Origin of the sequence: Arthrobacter sp. SLBN-122, from assembly GCF_006715165.1 — a bacterium.
In the GTDB taxonomy this organism is placed as follows: Bacteria; Actinomycetota; Actinomycetes; order Actinomycetales; family Micrococcaceae; genus Arthrobacter.
In genome coordinates, this window is the sequence record NZ_VFMS01000001.1 from 546,244 (window position 1) to 567,480 (window position 21,237).

Below are 21,237 nucleotides of genomic sequence, written 5' to 3' on the forward strand. Positions count from 1 at the left end.
GCGGAGGTTTGAAACGGCTGGCCAGCGCCTGATTTGAACCGGCGCTGGCGTTTCCTGCTTACTAGAACACCTGTGTCTCAAAGAATCCGTACACATAGAACAGGACGGCGCCGCCCGCGACCACGAGCACGATAGGTCCGGGGATTAGCCCCTGCTTCCAGATGAGCGAGAGGATGCCCAGGAAGATCGTAAAGAGGGCCAGGGGAAACGAAAAGAAGATAATCAAAAGTCCGTAACCCACGCCGGAGTCCACTCCGCTTTTATCCGGGATTGCCGCAGGCCAGCACGAGAACCAGAACGTTCAGGATAAGCAACAGGAGGGCGAGCAGGCCAGCGCCGGATCTCCACGCCCCGTGATTTGGTCGCTGTCCGGAATCTGCCTGGCCACCACCGGCTTCCTCTGCCCCCATAGCGGCGAGCGTAACCTAACTGGTGAACTGGCTGCTTTAAATGCAGAAACCCGCCCCACCAAAAGGTGGGACGGGCCTCTGTGCAAGCGGATTTAGCGCTTGGAGTACTGCTGAGCCTTACGGGCCTTCTTGAGACCGGCCTTCTTACGCTCGATGACGCGGGCGTCGCGGGACAGGTAACCAGCCTTCTTCAGGGTGGCGCGATTGTTCTCGACGTCGATCTCGTTCAGTGAACGGGCGATGCCGAGGCGCAGGGCGCCGGCCTGGCCGGAGATGCCACCGCCGTGGATACGGGCGATGACGTCGTAGGCGCCTTCGAGATCAAGGATCTTGAAGGGCTCGTTGACGTCCTGCTGGTGCAGCTTGTTGGGGAAGTAGTTGTCCAGCGCGCGGCCGTTGATGGTCCACTTGCCGGAGCCCGGCACAACGCGAACGCGTGCAACGGCTTCCTTGCGGCGGCCAACAGCTGCGCCGGCAACGGTCAGTGCCGGGCGCTCCTTCTTAGGCGCAGCGGCGTCAGCAGCTGAGCTTTCAGAGGTGTAGCTGGTCAGGTTTTCCTCGGCCTCGACGACCTCGGTGGTCTCTTCGTTCTGAGCCACGATTCTCCTTGTATAGATAAGTTGTTTGGTGGCCAGGACTACTGGGCGACCTGGGTGATTTCGAAAGTCTTGGGCTGCTGGGCGGCGTGCGGGTGCTCGGCACCGCGGTACACCTTCAGCTTGCCCAGCTGCTGGGCAGCGAGGGAGTTCTTGGGGAGCATGCCCTTGATGGCCTTCTCAACGGCGCGGACGGGGTTGCTTTCCAGCAGTTCCGCGTAGTTGACGGAGGTCAGGCCGCCCGGGTAGCCGGAGTGGCGGTATGCGCGCTTCTGCTCCAGCTTGGCGCCGGTCAGGGCTACCTTTTCAGCGTTGATGATGATGACAAAGTCGCCCATGTCCATGTGGGATGCGAAAGTGGCCTTGTGCTTGCCGCGCAGCAGGATTGCGGTCTGGCTTGCAAGACGACCAAGGACAACGTCGGTGGCGTCAATGACGTGCCACTGGCGGTTGATATCGCCGGGCTTCGGGGTGTACGTACGCACGGTGTTTGCCTCGTTCTTGTTCTGGCGTTCTTGTTTAGGTGTCACTAGCTCGTGCACCTACTGTCTGCGCGCTACCGGAACAGAGGTGAGGACTCCATGTAACCAGTCATCCTGAAGTTCCGAATGTGCACGTTGAGTAGTTATCCTGCAACCGGATTCTCAAGCGGGCACGCACCATCGGAATAGGACACGCACAACGACTACCAAGATTAGCGCGTCAGGGGGTTCAGGGTCAAAATGGGGTAGCCGGCGACCAGGACCGTACCGGCTCAGTCGGCGTAGGGGGATGCAGTGTTGTCAGCGGCAAACGGGAACTCCGTCAGTTGGCTGCTTGTCCTGGGGGCCGGACTCCTGGGATGCATCCTCTCCCCCATCGCCGAGGCCGTGATCGCAAAACTGCTTCCCAGGCTTGGCAAAGTGCCTCGCCTGCCAGCCCAGATTGCGACCGCGGCACTTACCGGTCTCGCGTGCGTCGCCTTTGCCGTGCATTTTGGAATTGCCTCCAGCCTTCCAGCCTTCTTGTACCTTGCGGTATTAGGCGTGCAGTTGGCACGGATCGATGTCGCACTCCACTTGCTGCCCAACCCACTCGTGTTAATGCTGCTTGCCGGCGGCCTTTTGCTGCTTTTCGTGCCTGAAATATTCAGTAGGCAATCTGACAATCTGCTCCGCGCGGCACTCGGGGCCGTCATTTTGTTTGCTGCCTACCTGATTTTGGGACTTATTTCTCCCGGCGGCATCGGAATGGGCGATGTGAAGCTCGCAGCTCCTGTCGGCCTTTACTTGGGGTACCTAGGTTGGACCCATCTCCTCTACGGGAGCCTCCTCGGCTTCATCCTGAATGGCGTTGTCACAGCGCTCATACTCAGCAAAAAAGGTCGAAAAAAGGCCGCAGAAGTGGCACACGGCCCCTCCATGCTCGGTGCCTTGGTGGCCGTAACACTCTTTCTCAGTTAAGCCTCCCCGCGCGGGCCGTTGCCTGTTCCCGCATCAAGCAGCACCCTGCTCCAAGTAGTCAGCCGAGTACTCACATCAGTTTCTGAGTACTGCCATCATCTTCCGAGTACGTGTATTTGGCATCCCTGAAAAAAGTCGAGTACCACTACGCATTGTTGCCTCATACCCCCCAGTGACAATCTCTTCTTAGCGAAGTCCAGCCGCTAAGGATTTATGGGGGCAGCTGGAAATTCGTTGAAATCAAATAAAACCCATTTCACCGAATTAAGGAAAATACAATGACTTCTCTCATGGTCTCAATGACTGCTTTCATCGCCGGCGTCAAGGATCGCCTGATGGGCGAGGAAAAGGGCGCGACGGCAGTTGAGTACGGCTTGATGGTGGCACTCATCGTCATCGCCGCAATTGTTGGCATCACTGCCGTTGGTACCCAGCTTCAGGATCTCTTCCAGAACGGCATCGCCGGACGTCTGTAGTACAGCCCTTATAGGCGCCAACCGATGGCGGCTCCCAGGCCACCTGGGAGCCGTCATTCACTTTTTAGGACAAAGGGTCGGAAAATGCGCAACAGAAATGAAGAAGGCGCAGCTGCAGTTGAGTTCGCACTGATTTTACCAGTGCTGCTGCTCATCTTGATCGGAATCATTGAGTTTTCCCTTGCTTTCAATGCGCAGCTGTCATTGAACCAGGCGGCTCGCGAAGGGGCTCGATACATGGCCATCCACAACAGCACGGGTGACGCCTCCACTGCGGCCAGCAACGCTGCCGGCCGGCTGGCACCAGCTTCAGTGACCACCACGTTTTCTGTCACGGGCGGCGGAACAACGTGTTCCGCTAACAAGCAAGTGACTGCAACCACCACGTACAAGCTCACAACGGTGACAGGTTTCCTCGACGCCTTCACAGGAACAATCGTTATGACCGGCAAAGGAACGATGCAATGCGGCGGTTAGACACGAATCCTGACAATGAACGCGGCGCCACCGCCGTGATGGTCGCGGTCATGATGGTGATGCTCCTCAGCTTCGGTGCCATCGCCGTAGACGTCGGCGGAATGTACGCGGAAAAGGCCGTAACACAGAACGGGGCGGATGCAGCGGCCCTGGCCGTTGCACAAAAATGTTCTAAGAACACAGCAGACGCCGAATGTGTGACGGGCTCGACGCTTTCCGGCACTTTGGCCAATGCCAATGCCAAAGACAACTTAACAAACGTGGCCTCCACGGTCGTGGATAAATCGGCGGGCAAGGTGACGGTCACAACCAACGCCCAAGACTCCTCTGGGGTTCATTTCTCCACCTTCTTCGCGAGGATCTTCGGAACTGACACAACGAACATCAGTGCTGTTGCCGAAGCAAAATGGGGAGGCGCCAAATCCGGAGACATCTTCCCGATTGCCTTCTCGGAATGCGAAGTCGACCTCAGCACAACGGGGGATGGGGCAATGCAATTCCTGCTCTCCCACGGGACTGGAGCAGGAAAGAAAGATACCTGCCACAGCACTGCCTCGGGGCTTGAGATCCCAGGCGGCTTCGGCTGGCTCGTTACGGGTGGATCATGCACGGTCAAAGTCGATCTGGCATCACCGTGGGTAGCCAGCAACACCGGAAACAATCCCGAGGCCGGTTGCGGCGACATCCTCCAGGGCTGGAAAGACAAGCTCATCGCCGGGCAGAAGGTGATTGCACTGCTGCCCGTCTTCGACCAAACGAGCGGTACCGGCACCGGTTCCAAATTCCATCTGAGAGCCTTCGCTGCCATCGATATCGCCGGCTGGGACCTGGCCAACCAGGACCCGTTCCATTACATGCCTGCCTCCGCCCAAGCCTTCAAGGATGCTGGCGGCTGGAAAAGCAGCGACCTCGGCATCGTCGGAAAGTTCGTGCGCTACGTCGCATTGGATGAGGCCTTCGACGTCGGCGGACCCACCGACTACGGCGGAAACGTCGTAGAGCTCACCAAATAAGAAACAAAGGAGAATCCCGTGAAAACCAGGCTGCTGGGGGGCCTAGCAGCACTGCTCTTGGCAATTGTCGGATCTGTACTGATGTTCAATTACGCACAGGCAGCCGACAGCCGAGCACAGCAAGGCCTAGATCCCATTGAAGTTCTCGTTGTTCAGAAGGCAATTCCCGCAGGGACTCCTGTCGCCGACGTTGCCCAATTCGTCAAACAGACTTCCCTTCCAGGCGCCGCGGTGCCGAAAGAGGTCGTGAAGTCACTGTCAGACTTTCCCGGCAAGATAACGTCCGTTGCCCTGGAGCCGGGCGAGCAGCTCCTTGCCTCAAGGCTCGTCGACCCCAACGCTCTGGTGGCCCCAGGCACAGTGCCGGTACCTCAAGGCATGGAGGAGCTCACTCTGCTATTGGAACCGCAGCGGATCCTGGGTGGACAGCTTAAGGCCGGAGACACCGTCGGGGTTTACACCTCGTACAAACTGGATGATGCCGCCGCAGCAAGTGCACCCGTCGGGAACGACGTTAAGGGATTCAAGGAGTTTACAAAGCTCGCGTTCCAAAAAGTGCTTGTAACCAGCGTCCAGCAAGCACCTGCTGAATCCTCAAAAAAGGAGTCCAACTCCACGTCGGACGGTCCAGCCCTTCCATCGGGCTCGGTTTATGTGACACTCGCCCGTGAAGACGTCGACGCGGCTCAAATCGTATTCGCGTCAGAGTTTGGCAAGGTCTGGCTGTCGAAGGAAAACAGCGATTCCAAGGACGGCAATCCCGGTGTAATAACCCTCGGAAAGGTTTCGCAATGAGCCGCTTCGTCCTTGTCACCGCTTCCCAGGATTTCCAGCGCAAGGTGTCTCAGGCCGTGCGCGGAGCGCTACACGGTTCAGTTCAAGTGCTGCCGCCCTCAGTGTTGTTGGGTGGGCCGCAAGAGCTCTTTGATCGGCTCACCGGAGAACCACCTGAAGTCTTGATCCTCGGCCCCGGATTGCCCGAGGACGACGCCCTCAAACTCGCCACGGTGTTCGACCTGCAGTTTCCGGAGATCAGCCTGGTTCTTGTAGAGGACAGGGAGCCCGAGCAGGTGATCACCGCGATGCGCGCCGGCATCAGGGACATTGTCAGCCCCAGTGCGGACGGGGACCAGCTCCGTGTCCTCCTTGAACGCGCTTGCCTTGCTTCAGCCGGACGGCGCCGCGGTCTCGTAGCGGCGGCGGGGCCAGAACGCGCTCCTGGTCGCGTCATTGCCGTCATGTCCCCAAAAGGCGGCGTTGGCAAAACAACTGTCGCCACGAATTTGGCCATCGGTCTTGGCAAGATCGCGCCTATGGGAGTCGTCATAGTCGACCTGGACGTCCAGTTCGGAGATGTGGCCAGCGGCCTCCTGTTGGAACCAGAACACACTTTGAAAGATGCTGTTAGCGGTGCAGCCTTTCAGGACTCAATGGTCCTCAAGGCCTTCCTCACAGTCCACCCCAGTGGAATCTACGCCCTCTGTGCACCCCAAAGCCCAAGCGAAGCAGACCACATCAGTGGGGAAGCAGTGAGTCACCTGCTCAGTCAAATGGCCGCCGAATTCCAGTACGTCGTTGTGGATACGACTCCAGGCCTTGGCGAACACGTCTTGGCGACCTTGGAACAAGCCACCGATGCAGTCTGGGTCTGTGGCATGGACGTACCGAGCATCCGGGGGCTTCACACTAGTTTTTCCATTCTGAGCGAGCTGCAGCTTGTGCCACAAGGTAGGCACGTCGTGCTCAACTTCGCTGACCGTAGGAGCGGCCTAACCGTACAAGACGTTGAAGCGACCATCGGAGTACCTGTAGATACGGTCATCCCCCGCTCGAAGGCTATTCCATTTTCTACGAATAAAGGGGTGCCACTTCTGCAAGATTCATCCCGCGACGGGGCCGCACGAGCTTTCGGCAAGCTTGTTGAACGCTTCGATCCAAAACGGAACGCACAACCCCAAAAGAAACTACATCGTCGGATGGTGATCTCATGAGTCTGGCAGAACGACTGCAAGCTGCGCGTAGCGGGCCTGCGGCCTCGCAGAATGCTCCTTCGCTTGAAACGGCCGCAACTCCAAAGACCGAGACGACAAACGTTAGCGCTGCACCCGTCGATGCCCTTGCAGGTCTCAAGCAGCGGGCGGGGAAGACTTTGTTTGAACGGCTAGGCGGCAGGCTTACTGATTCTTCGCTCAGCGATGAGGAATTACGGAAAATCGCTCGCGACGAGCTCAGCACTGTTATCGACGACGAGCAGGTACCCCTCACTTCGGAGGAACGACGCCGACTTATCCGCGATGTGGGAGATGACGTTCTTGGGTACGGCCCCCTCCAGCGGTTCCTGGACGATCCTTCAATTACGGAGATCATGGTCAACAGGCTTGATCAAATTTATGTTGAGCGGGACGGGAAGCTGCTATTGACAGATAGCCGCTTCAGCAGCGAGGAACACCTTCGTAAAGTCATCGAGCGAATCGTGGCAAAGGTGGGACGACGTATCGACGAGTCTTCTCCTCTGGTCGACGCACGGCTGGAAGACGGATCCCGCGTCAACGCCATTATCCCGCCCTTGGCTGTAAATGGTTCCTCGCTGACTATCAGGAAGTTCAGCAAAGTTCCGTTGACTGTCCAAAACCTAATCGATTTCGGAACGTTGACCCCACAAATGGCCGAGCTATTGGACGCCTGTGTTCGGGCAAAGCTCAACATCATCGTTTCTGGCGGCACCGGCACAGGTAAGACGACGCTGCTTAATGTGCTGTCGTCTTTCATCCCGGCGGACGATCGAATAGTCACCATTGAGGATGCCGTGGAGTTGCAGTTGCAGCAAAGTCACGTGGTGAGGCTCGAAAGCAGGCCGCCGAACATTGAGGGCAAGGGGGCTGTGACCATCCGCGAATTGGTCCGCAATTCGCTTCGTATGCGCCCTGACCGCATCGTCGTAGGTGAGGTTCGAGGCGGAGAGAGCCTCGACATGTTGCAGGCTATGAACACTGGACACGACGGTTCAATCTCGACGGTGCATGCCAACTCCCCAAGGGACGCAATCGCCAGGCTGGAGACCCTGGTCCTCATGGCCGGCATGGACCTACCACTGCGTGCCATACGCGAACAGGTTTCGTCCGCGGTGAACCTCATAGTTCACCTCTCGAGATTGCGGGATGGTACTCGTCGAGTTACTCACATCACAGAAGTACAAGGCATGGAGGGGGAGGTTGTCACTCTCCAGGATGCCTTCGTCTTCGACTACAGTGCGGGTGTTGACAGATACGGCCGATTCCTTGGCCAGCCGGTCTCTACGGGAATTCGCCCGCGTTTTATAGATCATTTTGCGGAACTCGGAATCTCCGTATCGCCCGGAATCTTTTCTACGCCCCCAGCGCAACCATCGAGGCGGTAGTCATGCCAACTCATGAAATCTTCGTTGCAGGCATCCTCCTCATAGGTGCGTCATTCGCTACTGCCGTACTCGTTGTTTTCAAGCCGGCGAATGGGTCGCTGCCACTGAGCAGGCGACGGCCCCTTGGCGCACCAGAACAGACAGCAATTGGCCGGTTTGCCTCATCTGTCGTGCAACTCGTTGATAGAGCACTGGCAGGAAAAAAAACTACGACCGTCAGTTCAAATAGTCTCCTCAGCCTTGCGGGAATTTCTCTCCCCCAAGCGGACTTTGTTGTTCTCGTGGTAGCCGCCACAATGGTTGCAGGTTTTGCCGGGCTAGTCCTCCAGGGAATTGGCCTTGGCCTCCTACTAGTCGTTGCAGTGCCAGTGGTCGCAAGAGTTGCTTTGTCTATCCTCGTCCAACGGAGGCGGGCCGCCTTCGAAGCGCAGTTAGGCGACACGCTGACCATGGTGTCGGGGGGCCTTCGGGCAGGACACAGCGTTCTACGGGCCATCGATGCGGTCGCGCAAGAGGCAAGTGAACCAACAGCAAGCGAGTTCTCCCGTGTGGTCAACGAGACTCGACTCGGTCGTGACCTGCAGGATTCACTCAACGAAGTTTCTCTGCGTATGAAAAGCGAGGACTTTAGCTGGATGGCCCAAGCCATAGAAATAAACAGAGAAGTGGGCGGCGATCTGGCGGAGGTGTTTGATCAAGTCGCTGAAACTATCCGTGAACGAACTCAGATTAAGGGAACGGTCAAAGCTTTGAGCGCAGAAGGCAAGCTGAGCGCCATCATTCTCATGGCACTTCCTGTCTTGTTGTTTATCCTGATCGGCTTGGCTAACCCAAAGTACATGGGAGCGTTGACGGGGCATCCCGTGGGCTGGATGTTGCTAGGTGTTGCCGCAGTCATGATGACAATCGGCGGAATCTGGGTCCATAAAATCAGTGATTTGAAGTTTTGAGGGGTGAACAGTGCAACCAATAGCAATGGGCATCATCGCCCTCACAGTAGTACCGATTGCATTTCTCGTCTGGTCCTTGATCGTCACAGACCGCAAGTCTCGCGTGCTGATACAAGGAAATCTGAATAAGGGCATCGATTTATCTGCCGCCGCAGTAACTGGCCAAAACATGGACCTGGAGAGGCTGGCGGCTCGTGTTACCCCCGCAGGCTATGCGGCTAAACTCGATAGGCTGCTTGCCTTGGCGGGAAGGCCCGCTATTATGCCGCTCCCAAGGCTTCTTGTAGCAAAGCCGGCAATGGCGCTCATTGCTGCCATCGTTATGATGCTTTTCCTTAGCCGCGGCGCAACACCCCAGTTATTACTTTTGGCCGTGTTTACAACCTTGCTCGCGTACTTTGTTCCCGACTTGCTGATCTACAGTCGCGGTTCTGAAAGGCAGACGAAAATTCAGCTTGAACTTCCTAACACGCTGGATCAAATGCTTATTGCGGTTGAAGCGGGGCTGGGTTTCGAATCAGCAATGGCGAGGGCTGGCCACAACGGGAAAGGTCCCCTCGCTGAGGAATTAGTCCGAACCCTGCAGGACATGCAGGTGGGTCGCAGCCGGCGCGATTCCTATCTCGCCCTGGCCGATCGCAGTAATGTTCAGGATCTGCGCAGCTTCGTTCGAGCCGTTGTGCAGGCAGATGCATACGGCATCGCCATCGCAAAGGTCCTCAAGGCTCAGGCCCAAGAAATGCGAGTCAAGCGACGCCAACGAGCAGAGCATAAGGCGATGAAGCTTCCTGTGTTGGTCTTGTTTCCGCTCCTGCTGTTTATTTTCCCGGTGATATTCATCATCATCCTGGGCCCCGCAGTTATCAACATCATCGAGGCCTTCAGCTAGGTTCGCAAGGCGAATAACCAAAGACCGGACCCCCTCGGCACCCAGAACCGAGGGGGTCCTTTTGCGTGCTGGAGGTTCTGGCAAACCACAGCCTCAGCGCAGGACAAACCCAGCAACAACGCAGGGAAGGTGCACCCCGTTAAGGCTTTGCGCAGGATGCTGCAAGATCCGGTCAACAGGGCAAATTCCGTTGCTAGCTTCGATTTAGTGCTGGTGCAGGGCCAGCCAACCCGTCTCGCTCAGGAGTCAAGAAATGCTTTCTCTCTACACCAACCTCATGATCCGTCTTCGCAGCGAAAAGGGCGCAACCGCGGTTGAATACGGCATCATGGTCGCCCTTATCGCGGTCGTCATCATTGTGGCCGTTACGCTGCTTGGCAACAACCTCAGCAGCATGTTCAACAACGTCGCCGGAAAAGTTCCCGTACCGACGACTGCCGCAACCGGGGGCGCTGGCCTCTAAAGCACCCGCGCTCGCCGTTCCGGAACCCATATCGAAACGGCGGCACTCTTCGCGACAGAAACAAGCAATGCAAGAGGAGGTGCAGCAGGTGAAACACGACTCGGAACGCGGTGCAGCCGCCGTTGAATTCGCGATCCTGCTGCCCCTTCTTTTAATGCTAGTTCTGGGAACCATAGAATTCGGCCGGGCCTACAATGCCCAGATCACCCTTACCAATGCAGCCCGTGACGGTGTAAGGGTCATGGCAATCAACAACAACCCGTCCGCAGCCGCAACCGCCGTTCAAAGCGCTGCTGCGTCGGTCAGCTCAACCATTCCCTCCTCCGCGGTCACGGTGAGCCCAACCTCGTGCACCGCGGGTATCCAGGTGACTGTCACCGTGAAGTACACGCTCTCCACCATCACCGGAATCGCCGGTCCGTTCCCCATGACTGGAAAGGGAGTCATGCTATGCGGAGGTTGACAACCTTGGGTAGACCGCAGGGGAAAACCAGCGAGCGCGGCGCCATTTCAGTCATTGTTGCCATCATGCTGGTGGTCTTGCTTGGCTCCGCTGCCATTGCTGTCGATGTCGGCGTCATCTACTCCGAACGTGCACAGCTGCAGAGTGGCGCAGACTCTTCAGCCATTGCGCTGGCGCAGAAGTGCGCGCGCAGCATTACCGATTCCCTATGCTCAACAACATCAACACTTGCCGCAAACCTGGCAAACCAGAACGCTCTGGATGGTAAAAGCAACGTCTACAACATCCAGCTGGAGAAGACCGCCCGTACAGTTTCGGTCATCACGACTGCGAAGGGCACCGGCGCGCCAGACAACTCCGTTTCGCTATTTTTTGCAAACGCTCTCGGGGTTCCGTCGAAAGAGGTCGGCGCCAAGTCGTCTGCTGTCTGGGGCAGCCCCATTAAGGGGCCCACCGCTTTTCCACTCGCTTTTTCGATTTGCCAAGTCCAGAACATGGTGGACCACGGCCTGCAGGTCCTTCAAAACAAGGACAGTAAATCCGCGAACCCCGGCTGCACCCTTCCCTCTGGGGGGACAGTGCCGGGAGGCTTCGGCTGGCTAGCCCAGGACACCGGCAAGTGCGGCGCCAGTATCGATTTGAGCATCGACAAAGGCGGCAGCGACCCAACAAGTACCAAAACGGGCAACAGCGCCCCTAGCAACTGCGAAGGCACACTCAATGGCTGGGCCGCCGATATCACGGCCGGGCGCAAAGTTATCGTTCTCCTCCCGGTTTTCGACAAAGTCACTGGCACTGGCGCTGGCGCAATTTACCACCTCACGGCTTTCGCCGCCTTCAATGTCGTCGGCTGGAAGTTCAGCGGGCAGGACAACACCACCCCCTACTCGTTCAGCAACACCGCACCGAAAGGGTCGGGCTCCGCTGCTACTGCTACATGCACAGGAGATTGTCGCGGCATCATCGGAGAATTCGTGACGTACGTCTCGCTTGTCGATGGCTACACACTCGGCCCCGTTAGTCCTTACGGCGCCACCATCGTTCGCCTCTCGCTCTGATCCACCCAACACCACGGAGTTCAACGTGAAGTCTCGCCTGCTCGCCGGTACCGCGGCCGTCGCCCTGGCGCTTGTGGGAGCCATCCTCATCATCTTCTATGCGCAGGGAGCCGACCAGAGGGCAATGGCCAGCACCAACCCTAAAAAGGTGCTGGTTGTCCAAAAAGCCATTCCAGCCGGAACACCGGTGAACGACATGGCAGCGTCACTCGTTATCGAGGACGTCCCCGGGGCAGGCGTTGCAGCATCAACCCTCACTTCTCTTGACGGCAAGGCAGGAAGGGTTGCCGCCGTGGACCTCGTCCCCGGGGAACAACTCCTTGCCGAACGTCTGATCGACCCGAAGGACGTCAAAGCCCAGGGCGCGGTCGAGATCCCTAAGGGCCTGCAGGAAGTCACCTTCGAACTTGAACCCAAGCGCGTAGTGGGCGGCCGGATCGAAGCTGGCGACCACATAGGCATTGGCTTTAGCTTCGCAGTCGGTGCAGATAAGACCAAAACAAGCGAGGCCACCACGCAGCTCACCCTCCGCAAGGTCCTGGTCACCGCCGTCCAGCGGGCCCCCCAGGCAACGGCAACAACAAAGCCCACGGACGGCGCCAACCCTCAGGACACCACCCTCCCTACGGGATCGTTCATGGTCACCGTTGCCGTGAACGACATCGACGCCACAAAGATCATCTACTCCTCGAACAACGGCGATCTCTGGCTCACCAAGGAACCCCTGGACGCCCAGGACAACGGCGGCTTCATCGCCAGGAAGGACACGGTGTACAAGTGAGCCGCTTCGTCCTACTCTCCCCCAACGGCGACTTCGACCAGAAGCTGCGCGCCGCCGTCGCCCACGGCCTGCGCGGCACCGTCCAGACCATCGCGAGTGACATCCTCCCCGCTGGCCCGGCGGAACTGTTCTCCCTCCTCAACCAGGAACAGCCGGAGGTCCTCATCATCGGTCCCGACGTTCCTTATGAAGAGGCCCTCAGGTTCGCCAAGGTCTTCGACGTCCAACTCCCCGGCCTCAGCCTGGTCCTGGTCAGCGACGTTGACCCCGGAGGCTTGCTGCAAGCCATGCGCGCCGGCATTCGCGATATCCTCAGCCCGCAGGCAGACGCCGCGGAAATCAGGGTGCTGCTCGAACGCGCCTGCCAGTCCTTCGCCACCCGCCACCGCGGCCCCGAGGCACACCAACCCGAGAACGGCAGCAAGGGCCTGGTCATCGGTGTCTTCTCCCCCAAGGGCGGCGTGGGCAAAACCACCTTGGCCACCAACATCGCCATCGGCCTGGGCCAGATCGCGCCCATGAGCGTGGTCATCGTGGACCTTGACCTGCAGTTCGGGGACGTCGCCTCCGGCCTGTACCTCAACCCGGAGCACACGGTCACGGACGCCGTCACCCCAGCCGCGGCCCAGGACTCGCTGGTCCTCAAGGCCTTCCTCACCGTGCACCCCGCCGGCATCTACGCCCTGTGCGCCCCGCCCAACCCAGTGGACGCGGACCACATCACCCCGGACCAGATCACCCGCCTGCTGGAACAGCTCGCGCAGGAATTCCAGTACGTGGTGCTGGACACCGCCCCCGGCATGCCGGAAATCGGCCTCGCTGCCATGGAGCAGTGCACCGACGTGGTCTGGGTCAGCGCCATGGACATCCCCAGCCTCCGCGGCCTCCGCTCCGGCCTCGAAGTCCTCCGCCAGCTGGACATCATGCCCGAATCCCGGCACGTGGTCCTGAACATGGCCGACGCCAAGGCCGGCCTGAACGTCCAGGACGTCGAATCCACCATCGGCGCGCCCGTGGACGTCAGCGTCCCCCGCTCCCGCGCCGTGGCACTGTCCACCAACCGCGGCATCCCCGTCCTCCAGGAATCTCGAAAAGACCCCGCCGTCAAAAGCCTCCGCCAGCTCGTGGAGCGCTTCAACCCGGCCTGGCGCGCCCAGGCACAGCGAAAGCTTCACCGAAGGGTAGTCATCTGATGAAACTCTCCGAACGCATCAGCGCCGCCCAGGACCGCCACCAGGGAACCGGCACTGCACTCCTCGAGCCGCCACGTCCCGCAACGGCGGCTGCCCCGGCCCCCGCGGAAGGTGCTGAGCGGCACCTTACGGCCCCGGCCGCCGTCGTGCATTCAACGTACGACGACGCCGCGCAGCAGGTGCCCACCGCACCCAAGGTGGACGTCTTTGCAGCCATGAAGGACAGGGCGGCCACCGCCCTGTTCGAACGCATGGGCACGCGCTTCAATGACGCCGCCGTCACCGAGCAGGAACTGCGGAGCACCGCCAAAAAGGAACTCACCCGCATTATCGACGCCGAGCAGGTGCCGCTGACGCCGGAGGAGCGTACCCGCCTGGTCCAGGACGTCGCCGACGACGTGCTGGGTTACGGCCCCCTTCAGCGCCTGCTGGACGACCCCGCCGTCACCGAAATCATGGTCAACCGGATGGACCAGATCTACGTGGAACGCAAGGGCAAGCTCGCCCTCAGCGAGTCCCGGTTCAGCTCCGAGGAACACCTGCGCAAAGTGATCGAACGGATCGTGTCCAAGGTGGGCCGGCGCATCGACGAATCTTCCCCGCTGGTGGATGCCCGCCTGGAGGACGGCTCCCGCGTCAACGCCGTCATCCCACCGCTGGCGGTTGGCGGCTCCTCGCTGACCATCCGAAAATTCAGCAAGACCCCGTTGACGGTCCGCAACCTCATCGACTTCGGGACGCTGACACCGGAGATGGCCGAACTGCTGAACGCCTGCGTGAAAGCCAAGCTCAACATCATCGTCTCCGGCGGCACGGGCACCGGCAAGACCACACTCCTCAACGTCTTGTCCTCCTTCCTTCCGCACGACGAGCGGATCGTCACCATCGAGGACGCCGTGGAACTGCAGATCCAACAGGACCACGTGGTCCGGCTCGAAAGCCGGCCGCCCAACACCGAAGGCAAGGGCGAGGTCACCATCCGCGAACTCCTCCGCAACTCCCTCCGTATGCGGCCGGACCGGATTGTGGTGGGTGAGGTCCGCGGCGGCGAATCGCTGGACATGCTGCAGGCCATGAACACCGGCCACGACGGATCCCTCTCCACCGTGCACTCCAACTCGCCGCGCGACGCGGTGGCCCGCCTCGAAACCCTGGTGCTGATGGCCGGCATGGACCTGCCGCTGCGGGCCATCCGCGAACAGATCGCCTCCGCCGTGAACCTGATCGTCCAGATTTCCCGGCTCCGCGACGGCACCCGCCGCATCACCCACGTCACGGAAGTCCAGGGCATGGAAGGCGACATCGTCACCCTCCAGGATGCCTTCGTCTTCGACTACTCGGCGGGCGTGGATGCGCAGGGTCGGTTCATGGGCAAGCCGGTTGCCACGGGCATCCGGCCGCGGTTCATCGACCGGTTCGAGGACTTGGGGATCCACGTGTCCCCGGCAGTCTTCGCCGGGCCGCTGTCACCGGGCACCAAGTAGGAACACCACATGATCATCGCCATCGGAAGCGTTATCCTCCTGGCAGCCATCTGCCTGCTCGGTGTGGCCGTGCTCCTGCCGAGCGCCTCCTCGGTGCCGCTGGACCGCCGTCGTCCCTTTGAGCCCGAGCCGCCGTCCTCCCTGACCCGCCTGGCACTCTCCGGCGTCAGGTCCTTCGAACGGCTGCTTGCGGGCCGGAACGTCAGGCTCTTCTCCCGCGCTGAGCTGGAGAACGCGGGCCTGCGCCTCAGCCAGGCCGAGTTCTTCCTGCTGGTGGGCATCGGCGCCTGCGTCGGCATGCTGGTGGGCGTGGTAACCGTGGGCCCGTTGGTGGGACTGCTGCTGGCCCTGCTGGCACCCTTTGCGGGCAAACTCTTCCTCGGATTCCTGGCCGGCAAGCGCCGCACCGCCTTCGACAGCCAGCTCGGCGACACCCTGCAGCTGCTCTCCGGCGGCCTGCGGGCCGGGCACAGCATCCTGCGGGCCATCGACGCCGCGGCCACGGAATCCCAGAAGCCGACGTCGGAGGAAATGCGGCGCGTCATCACGGAAACCAGCCTGGGCCGCGACCTGCTGGCCGCCCTCAACGACACCGCCGACCGGATGAAGAACGAGGACTTCGTCTGGATCTCGCAGGCCATCCAGATCAACCGCGAAGTAGGCGGCAACCTGGCAGAGGTCCTGGACCAGGTCAACGAAACCATCCGCGAGCGCGCCGAAATCAAAGGCCACATCAAAGCCCTCGCCGCCGAAGGCAAGTTCTCCGCATACATCCTGATCGCCATGCCGTTCGGCATCGTGGCCATGCTGCTGGCCGTGAGCCCCAGCTACATGAACTCGATGTTCACCCATCCCCTGGGCTGGGTGATGATCGGAGCATCCTTTGTCCTGATGACCATCGGCGCGCTCTGGATGCGCAAGATCATCGACCTGAAGTTCTGAGGACCCCATGAACCTGATCGTCCTCCTCTCCGTACTCCTGGTCTGTATTCCCGTGGCCGCCCTGGCATGGTCCATGCTGACCGTGGACAAGCAGGGACGCATCGCCGCCGCTGAACTGTTGGGCCGGGGCGCTCCGGCAGCCCTCGTTGCCCCTGCCGGGAAACCGGGCATCCTCGAAAACGTGGGCCGCCGGCTGACACCGCCTGCCTACGTTGCCTTCCTGGACCGGCTCCTGTCCCTCGCCGGCCGTCCTGCTTCCATGCCGATGGGCAAGGTGCTGGGCTCAAAGCTGGGCCTGGGGACGGCTGGCCTGGCAGCGGGACTCTGGCTCGTCAGCATCGGCGCGAGCCCCATAATGAAGCTCGCCGGCCTGTTCCTGATTGTCCTCGGCTACTTCATCCCGGACCTCCTCCTGTACAGCAAGGGCCAGGAGCGGCAGAAGGCGATGCAGCTGGAGCTGGCCAACACCCTGGACCAGATGCTGATCTCAGTGGAAGCCGGACTGGGATTCGAAGGCGCCATGGCCCGGGCCGGTGAGAACGGCAAGGGCCCCCTCGCAGAGGAACTGGTCCGCACCCTGCAGGACATGCAGGTGGGACGCAGCCGCCGCGAGTCCTACGTCGCTCTCGCGGAGCGGACCAACATCCCGGAACTGCGCAGCTTTGTGCAGGCCGTGGTGCAGGCCGACACCTACGGAATCGCCATCAGCCGGGTCCTGCGGGTCCAGGCGAAGGTCATGCGCGTCAAACGGCGCCAGCGGGCCGAGGAAAAGGCCATGAAGCTGCCCGTCATGATCCTTTTCCCGCTGTTGTTCTTTATCTTCCCGGTCCTGTTTATCGCCATTCTGGGACCAGCTGTGATCAATGCAGTGGTGACCTTCAGCGGCCAGTAAAGATACTCAGTGCGGCGGCAAGGTTGCCTCAAGGTTTACACAGAATGATAAGAAAACGGACGCCGAAGGATATCCAGGAAGTAGCCTTGAACAATGAACAGTCCCGATCCCGGCTCCAGCGGAAAGAGCCCCGCTGCGGACTACCCGCTGTCCGGGGTCGGTTTGCCCGCCGGTCCCGTTCCGGCCGCCGGCGCGGCCCCGTTGCTGGAGGAGGCCGCTCTCTTGCCGCTGGTTGATGCCGCCGTGCTGGAGGAACTTGAAGATGAGCTGGCCGGATCCGGGCTGGCGCAGCGTTTCGCCCGTGACTACGCCGCCATGTGGGACCTGCGGCTCGCCCGGCTGGGAACAGCAGTGGAGAGCCGGGACGAGGACCTTGCCCTTGATGCCGTCATCAGCCTCAAGATCAGCTCTGCCATGGTTGGCGGACTAAGGTTGGCCAGGCTCGCCGAACTCCTGGAAGGCCTCATCCGGCAGGGTGACTTTGCCCAGGGCCAGGCCTTGATGGCCGGTGTGGCCCTGGACGGGGCACGGACTGTGTCCGAGCTGCAGGCAACCTACATCCTGGAAAAGGGCTAGCAGCTACGCATCGTCCGGCCGCCGCGGTGCCAGCCGGTAACCCACGCCGCGCACTGTCTGCAGCCAGCGCGGCGACAACTGGTCCTCTTTGAGCTTGCGCCGAAGGTTTCCCACGTGGACCTCCACCGCGCGCTCGTCCGCCTCACTGATGTACGTGTCCCGGTCATAGAAATCACCCCGCACCGCCCGTACCAGGTCGGCCCTGGTGCACACGGCGCCGCCGCCCTTCAGCAGGACATGGAGGAGGTCGAACTCGCTGCGGGTCAGGCCCAGCGGCTCACCCTTGATCTCCACGGTGCGCGTCCGGTGGTTCAACAGCAGCCCGTTGTGCTGCAGGACCCCGGGCTCGGGCTGCGCGGGGGCAGGAGCCGCGGCCTGTCCCCACTGTGAAGCGGACGCGTTCTGCCCGTTTACTTCATGGCGCGGCCTGCGCATCATCGCTGAAACCCTGGCTCGCAGTTCCCTGGGCCTGAAGGGTTTGGCGATGTAGTCATCCGCCCCTGCATTCAGGGCGGACAACAGGTCCGGTTCGTCGGTCCGGCCTGTCAGCATCACCACATAGGCGTTGCTGAAATTGCGGATCCGCCGAAGGACCTCGAACCCGTCAATGTCCGGCAGGCCTATATCCAGCGTCACAACATTGGCCTGCTTGCTGCGGACCACCTCAACGCCGGCCCGCCCATCAACAGCTGTATGCACTTCGAAGCCCGCCTGGGTCAAAACACCTTCAAGGAGGTTGCGTACGTCGTCGTCATCCTCGATGACCACAGCTACACCAAGATCGTCCATTGCTATCCCTGCGCCAGGCGGAAATGGCCCCCCATTGGCCCAGCGCCAATGCCAATCCCGCTCCAACCATTTATACGCTACTAGTAAGCCGAGCTGATGACAGCCGAATCGGCACTGAAAATTGAAAAGTCAATTATTATGACAAGACATGTGCAATATCCAAAGGAAAGGGTGGACGCCAAGGTAACCGGGGGAATTGCTGCACCTTGGCCTCATCTGCTTCCGGACGTAAAGGGGTACGAGCCAAAAGCATGGCTGAACCGTTGTTCCACCGTGGACCCGGCCGCATCTTCCGCCGGCTGGGGACCCGCGCCCAAGTGGCGTTGTGCCAACTCCCCCTTACCCTCATTGTCGCGGCTATTACCGTGGCCACCCCGTTCGCCTGGCCCGCGCTGATGCACAGTCCCTTGTACGTCGCCGGGCTTATCCTTCACGCGGTCTTGTTCCTTGGCTGCTTCCTGGTGCCCTGGGAACGGCTGGCACACCGCCCGTACCTGCTGATCCCCGTGCTGGACTTCGCGGCCATCGGGTTCCTGCGCAACGGCGCCGCACCGCTCCTGCCGGGACTGGCGGTGCTGGTGATTTTCCCGGTCATCTGGCTCTCCGCCTCCGGCATGCTGGCGCGCAGCAGCCTGGTGCTCAGTTTCGTGGGACCTTTCCTGATCATGGTCCCCTCCGTGGCGGCCCACTTCCCCGACGTCACGGCCTCCGACATCACCAGCACGGTCCTTTTCCCCGTCATGATGCTCGCGGTGTCCCTGGCCATCCGGTTCGCGAGCGTGAGTCTCCGGCAGCAGCAGGCCGAGCTGGCGGACAAGGACCGTGAACTCCGGGAACTGCTGGCCGCAAGCCGGGAACGGGAGAAGCTGCTCGAAACCGTACTGGACGCCACCGACGTCGGTATTGCCGCCGTCGACCGTTCCGGCCACTTCCTGGTCTCCAACAGCCGCCAGCGCAACTTCCGCCGCGCCACCGGCGCGCACGAGGCGGTCCCCGGGCAGGGGCACCAACTCATCTTCGGCCAGGACCGCCGTACCCTGCTTCCCCAGGACCGGCGGCCCATCAACCGCGCCATGGCGGGTGAGTCCTTCGCCGACTATCTGGTGTGGGCCGGCGAGGGCCCGGAGCAGCGCGCCGTGTCCACCGCCGCCCGACCGCTGGTCAATGAAGACGGCCAGCTGACCGGGGCTGTGGTGGTCTACAGCGACGTCACCGGCTGGGTGGAATCCCTGGCCGCGAACCAGGAGCTGGTGTCCAACGTTTCGCACGAATTCAAGAACCCGCTGAACTCGATCCTGGGCAACGTGGACCTGGTACTCGACGACGCCGGCAACCTTCCCAAGCCCGTGGCCCAGCGCCTGCTCGTGGTGCAGCGCAACGCGGAACGGCTGCTGGACCTGGTGGCCGACCTGACGGCTTCAGCCTCCACCACCCTGAACGTCCACCCCAAGCGGACCGACCTGGCCAGCCTGGTGGAGACCAGCGTGGGTTCGGCCCAGGCCTTGGCGCAACGGTCCCACGTGGAGATCGCCGCCGAGGTTCCCTCACCCCTGTGGGCCTATGCTGATCCGCTCCGGATCGGGCAGGTGCTGGACAACCTGGTCTCCAACGCCATCAAGTACTCTCCCGACGGCGGCAGGGTCAGCATCAGCGCGGACGCTGACCGGCAGTGGGTCCGGCTGAGCGTCACGGACACCGGGATGGGCATGACCGGCGAGGACGCGGCGAGGGCCTTCAACCGCTTCTTCCGCGCCGAGTCCGCCCAAAAGGCCGCCATCCCGGGCGCCGGCCTGGGTCTTTCGATTACCCGGATGATCGTGGAGCGCCACGGCGGCACCATCGCCTGCCAGAGCGGTGAGGGGCGGGGCAGCACCTTCACGGTGACGCTGCCGGCCGAGGGCCCGCCGCCCGCTTTCTAATTCATCGGCTGCTGAGTAAGTGTCGTTTTCGGGCCTGAAAACGACCAATACGGAGCACTCGATGGGTGGGCCCACGCCCGGAGGGTTCCCTAACCGAGCTTGCGAGGTTAGGGGACGGGTGGGGAGGGTCAGTGTTCCCGGAGGGCGCGGGTCTGTTCCGCACGGGCCAGTAGTTCGCTGTCCGAAGGGTAAGCCACTTCCTCCAGCACCAGCGGATGCGGGGCGGCCAGGACCGACTTGGCGTCGCGCTTTTGCAGCAGGAGCCGCTCATACAGCCAGCCCGGCTCCTCAACGCCCTCACCCACATACAGCGCGGAGCCGATGAGTGCCCGCACCATGTTGTGGCAGAACGCATCAGCCTGGACCGTGGCCACAATGACGCCGTCCTCGCCACGCCGGAACTCGAACCGCTGGAGTTCCCTGATGGTGGTGGCACCTTCCCGCGGCTTGCAGAAGGACAGGAAGTTCTGCAGGCCCAGCAGCTTCGAGGCACCCTCGTTCAGCAGCGCCACGTCCAGCGGGTTCTTGTGCCACAACGTGAAGTACCGCTCCAGCGGATCCCACCGGGCCGGCCCGTCCGCGATGCGGTAGCTGTAACGGCGCCAGAGGGCGGAGAAGCGGGCGTCAAACCCCACGGGCGCCAGCGAGATGCGGTGCACCTCCACCGCGCCGGTCAGGTCGCCCAGGACACGGCTGAGCGCACCGCGGAGCCTGCGCATCATGGCGACGGCGGGATCCAGTTCGTGCCCCCGCGGCAGTCCCTGCCACTCGTCCTCCGTGAGGTCCAGGTGGACCACCTGGCCGCGGGCGTGCACCCCGGCATCGGTCCGTCCCGCAACGGTGACACGGATGGGCCGCCGGACCAGTAGATGCAGGGCTTCCTCCAGGACGCCTTGGACGGTGCGCAGACCCGGCTGCAGCGCCCACCCGCTGAACGGGCCGCCGTCGTAGGAAAGATCAACCCGGATACGCAAAAACCCGCCGCCCCCTGGAACGGGGGCCGCGGGTTTTTGGTGGTTCACAGACC

General features: G+C 61.3%; 24 protein-coding genes. 19 read left to right on the forward strand and 5 right to left on the reverse strand.

All coding sequences use genetic code 11. From position 1 onward, the window contains the following. Positions 1–61: 61 nt before the first annotated feature. The 3 genes from FBY36_RS02420 to rplM form a co-directional block, all read right to left on the reverse strand. Positions 62–241: a hypothetical protein gene (locus FBY36_RS02420; RefSeq protein WP_142117183.1), complete on the reverse strand. Its 180-nt coding sequence runs from the start codon at positions 239–241 to the stop codon at positions 62–64. A 261-nt stretch (positions 242–502) separates the two neighbouring features. Then, positions 503–1,009: a 30S ribosomal protein S9 gene (gene rpsI / locus FBY36_RS02425; protein ID WP_142117185.1), complete on the reverse strand. Its 507-nt coding sequence runs from the start codon at positions 1,007–1,009 to the stop codon at positions 503–505. Between the two features lie 38 nt (positions 1,010–1,047). Then, complete coding sequence (gene rplM, locus FBY36_RS02430) at positions 1,048–1,491, reverse strand: 50S ribosomal protein L13 (protein WP_015937805.1); 444 nt, start codon at positions 1,489–1,491, stop codon at positions 1,048–1,050. A gap of 384 nt (positions 1,492–1,875) precedes the next feature. Between rplM and FBY36_RS02435 the strand changes: the two genes are divergently transcribed. The 18 genes from FBY36_RS02435 (at position 1,876) to FBY36_RS02520 (ending at position 17,502) form a co-directional block, all read left to right on the forward strand. After that, positions 1,876–2,448, forward strand: coding sequence for a prepilin peptidase (locus FBY36_RS02435; RefSeq protein WP_235008690.1), 573 nt, complete (start codon positions 1,876–1,878; stop codon positions 2,446–2,448). 278 nt (positions 2,449–2,726) lie between these two features. Continuing rightward, a complete protein-coding gene (locus tag FBY36_RS02440; protein ID WP_142117188.1) occupies positions 2,727–2,924 on the forward strand; it encodes a Flp family type IVb pilin in 198 nt (65 codons plus the stop codon). A gap of 84 nt (positions 2,925–3,008) precedes the next feature. Then, a complete protein-coding gene (locus FBY36_RS02445) occupies positions 3,009–3,401 on the forward strand; it encodes a TadE/TadG family type IV pilus assembly protein (protein WP_142117190.1) in 393 nt (130 codons plus the stop codon). Continuing rightward, complete coding sequence (locus FBY36_RS02450; RefSeq protein ID WP_142117192.1) at positions 3,389–4,414, forward strand: pilus assembly protein TadG-related protein; 1,026 nt, start codon at positions 3,389–3,391, stop codon at positions 4,412–4,414. The genes FBY36_RS02445 and FBY36_RS02450 overlap by 13 nt, the downstream gene beginning before the upstream one ends. Positions 4,415–4,432: 18 nt before the next feature. Further along, positions 4,433–5,209 carry a Flp pilus assembly protein CpaB gene (cpaB, locus tag FBY36_RS02455; protein WP_142117194.1) on the forward strand — a complete coding sequence of 259 codons (777 nt, stop codon included), beginning with the start codon at positions 4,433–4,435 and terminating at the stop codon, positions 5,207–5,209. Continuing rightward, a complete protein-coding gene (locus tag FBY36_RS02460; RefSeq protein WP_142117196.1) occupies positions 5,206–6,405 on the forward strand; it encodes an AAA family ATPase in 1,200 nt (399 codons plus the stop codon). The genes cpaB (FBY36_RS02455) and FBY36_RS02460 overlap by 4 nt, the downstream gene beginning before the upstream one ends. Continuing rightward, the gene (locus FBY36_RS02465; RefSeq protein WP_142117197.1) at positions 6,402–7,811 is read left to right on the forward strand and encodes a CpaF family protein; all 1,410 of its coding nucleotides are present in this window, start codon (positions 6,402–6,404) and stop codon (positions 7,809–7,811) included. The genes FBY36_RS02460 and FBY36_RS02465 overlap by 4 nt, the downstream gene beginning before the upstream one ends. Positions 7,812–7,813: 2 nt before the next feature. Further along, positions 7,814–8,761, forward strand: coding sequence for a type II secretion system F family protein (locus tag FBY36_RS02470; RefSeq protein WP_142117199.1), 948 nt, complete (start codon positions 7,814–7,816; stop codon positions 8,759–8,761). 25 nt (positions 8,762–8,786) lie between these two features. After that, positions 8,787–9,650, forward strand: a complete 864-nt coding sequence (locus FBY36_RS02475; protein WP_200830417.1) for a type II secretion system F family protein — start codon at positions 8,787–8,789, stop codon at positions 9,648–9,650. Between the two features lie 253 nt (positions 9,651–9,903). Beyond that, positions 9,904–10,113 (forward strand): Flp family type IVb pilin, encoded by a 210-nt coding sequence (locus FBY36_RS02480; protein WP_142117203.1) that lies wholly within the window; start codon positions 9,904–9,906, stop codon positions 10,111–10,113. Between the two features lie 88 nt (positions 10,114–10,201). Continuing rightward, positions 10,202–10,576, forward strand: a complete 375-nt coding sequence (locus FBY36_RS21115) for a TadE/TadG family type IV pilus assembly protein (RefSeq protein WP_142122445.1) — start codon at positions 10,202–10,204, stop codon at positions 10,574–10,576. Then, positions 10,564–11,634: a pilus assembly protein TadG-related protein gene (locus tag FBY36_RS02490; protein WP_142117205.1), complete on the forward strand. Its 1,071-nt coding sequence runs from the start codon at positions 10,564–10,566 to the stop codon at positions 11,632–11,634. Before FBY36_RS21115 ends, FBY36_RS02490 begins: the two co-directional genes overlap by 13 nt. Positions 11,635–11,659: 25 nt before the next feature. Next, positions 11,660–12,415 carry a Flp pilus assembly protein CpaB gene (gene cpaB / locus FBY36_RS02495; protein WP_235008691.1) on the forward strand — a complete coding sequence of 252 codons (756 nt, stop codon included), beginning with the start codon at positions 11,660–11,662 and terminating at the stop codon, positions 12,413–12,415. Beyond that, positions 12,412–13,608, forward strand: coding sequence for an AAA family ATPase (locus FBY36_RS02500; protein ID WP_142117209.1), 1,197 nt, complete (start codon positions 12,412–12,414; stop codon positions 13,606–13,608). The genes cpaB (FBY36_RS02495) and FBY36_RS02500 overlap by 4 nt, the downstream gene beginning before the upstream one ends. Further along, a complete protein-coding gene (locus FBY36_RS02505) occupies positions 13,608–15,092 on the forward strand; it encodes a CpaF family protein (RefSeq protein ID WP_142117211.1) in 1,485 nt (494 codons plus the stop codon). The genes FBY36_RS02500 and FBY36_RS02505 overlap by 1 nt, the downstream gene beginning before the upstream one ends. A gap of 9 nt (positions 15,093–15,101) precedes the next feature. Further along, complete coding sequence (locus tag FBY36_RS02510) at positions 15,102–16,034, forward strand: type II secretion system F family protein (RefSeq protein ID WP_142117213.1); 933 nt, start codon at positions 15,102–15,104, stop codon at positions 16,032–16,034. 7 nt (positions 16,035–16,041) lie between these two features. Continuing rightward, positions 16,042–16,926, forward strand: a complete 885-nt coding sequence (locus tag FBY36_RS02515; protein ID WP_142117215.1) for a type II secretion system F family protein — start codon at positions 16,042–16,044, stop codon at positions 16,924–16,926. 93 nt (positions 16,927–17,019) lie between these two features. Further along, a complete protein-coding gene (locus FBY36_RS02520; RefSeq protein WP_142117217.1) occupies positions 17,020–17,502 on the forward strand; it encodes an Hpt domain-containing protein in 483 nt (160 codons plus the stop codon). 3 nt (positions 17,503–17,505) lie between these two features. Here the strand turns inward: FBY36_RS02520 and FBY36_RS02525 are convergent, their stop codons facing one another. Further along, positions 17,506–18,291, reverse strand: a complete 786-nt coding sequence (locus FBY36_RS02525; RefSeq protein WP_142117219.1) for a response regulator transcription factor — start codon at positions 18,289–18,291, stop codon at positions 17,506–17,508. Positions 18,292–18,542: 251 nt separating this feature from the next. Between FBY36_RS02525 and FBY36_RS02530 the strand changes: the two genes are divergently transcribed. Further along, a complete protein-coding gene (locus FBY36_RS02530) occupies positions 18,543–20,210 on the forward strand; it encodes an ATP-binding protein (protein ID WP_142117221.1) in 1,668 nt (555 codons plus the stop codon). A gap of 128 nt (positions 20,211–20,338) precedes the next feature. Here the strand turns inward: FBY36_RS02530 and FBY36_RS02535 are convergent, their stop codons facing one another. Beyond that, a complete protein-coding gene (locus FBY36_RS02535; protein ID WP_142117223.1) occupies positions 20,339–21,232 on the reverse strand; it encodes a tRNA pseudouridine synthase A in 894 nt (297 codons plus the stop codon). Between the last annotated feature and the right edge of the window lie 5 nt (positions 21,233–21,237).

What these genes read in the sequence shown, in the direction of transcription:
- FBY36_RS02440 (WP_142117188.1), top strand. Translation starts at nt 2,727, where the DNA reads ATGACTTCTCTCATGGTCTCAATGACTGCTTTCATCGCCGGCGTCAAG.
- FBY36_RS02445 (WP_142117190.1), top strand. Translation starts at nt 3,009, where the DNA reads ATGCGCAACAGAAATGAAGAAGGCGCAGCTGCAGTTGAGTTCGCACTG.
- FBY36_RS02450 (WP_142117192.1), top strand. Translation starts at nt 3,389, where the DNA reads ATGCGGCGGTTAGACACGAATCCTGACAATGAACGCGGCGCCACCGCC.
- FBY36_RS02460 (WP_142117196.1), top strand. Translation starts at nt 5,206, where the DNA reads ATGAGCCGCTTCGTCCTTGTCACCGCTTCCCAGGATTTCCAGCGCAAG.
- FBY36_RS02465 (WP_142117197.1), top strand. Translation starts at nt 6,402, where the DNA reads ATGAGTCTGGCAGAACGACTGCAAGCTGCGCGTAGCGGGCCTGCGGCC.
- FBY36_RS02470 (WP_142117199.1), top strand. Translation starts at nt 7,814, where the DNA reads ATGCCAACTCATGAAATCTTCGTTGCAGGCATCCTCCTCATAGGTGCG.
- FBY36_RS02475 (WP_200830417.1), top strand. Translation starts at nt 8,787, where the DNA reads ATGGGCATCATCGCCCTCACAGTAGTACCGATTGCATTTCTCGTCTGG.
- FBY36_RS02480 (WP_142117203.1), top strand. Translation starts at nt 9,904, where the DNA reads ATGCTTTCTCTCTACACCAACCTCATGATCCGTCTTCGCAGCGAAAAG.
- FBY36_RS02490 (WP_142117205.1), top strand. Translation starts at nt 10,564, where the DNA reads ATGCGGAGGTTGACAACCTTGGGTAGACCGCAGGGGAAAACCAGCGAG.
- FBY36_RS02505 (WP_142117211.1), top strand. Translation starts at nt 13,608, where the DNA reads ATGAAACTCTCCGAACGCATCAGCGCCGCCCAGGACCGCCACCAGGGA.
- FBY36_RS02510 (WP_142117213.1), top strand. Translation starts at nt 15,102, where the DNA reads ATGATCATCGCCATCGGAAGCGTTATCCTCCTGGCAGCCATCTGCCTG.
- FBY36_RS02515 (WP_142117215.1), top strand. Translation starts at nt 16,042, where the DNA reads ATGAACCTGATCGTCCTCCTCTCCGTACTCCTGGTCTGTATTCCCGTG.
- FBY36_RS02520 (WP_142117217.1), top strand. Translation starts at nt 17,020, where the DNA reads ATGAACAGTCCCGATCCCGGCTCCAGCGGAAAGAGCCCCGCTGCGGAC.
- FBY36_RS02525 (WP_142117219.1), bottom strand. Translation starts at nt 18,291, where the DNA reads ATGGACGATCTTGGTGTAGCTGTGGTCATCGAGGATGACGACGACGTA.
- FBY36_RS02530 (WP_142117221.1), top strand. Translation starts at nt 18,543, where the DNA reads ATGGCTGAACCGTTGTTCCACCGTGGACCCGGCCGCATCTTCCGCCGG.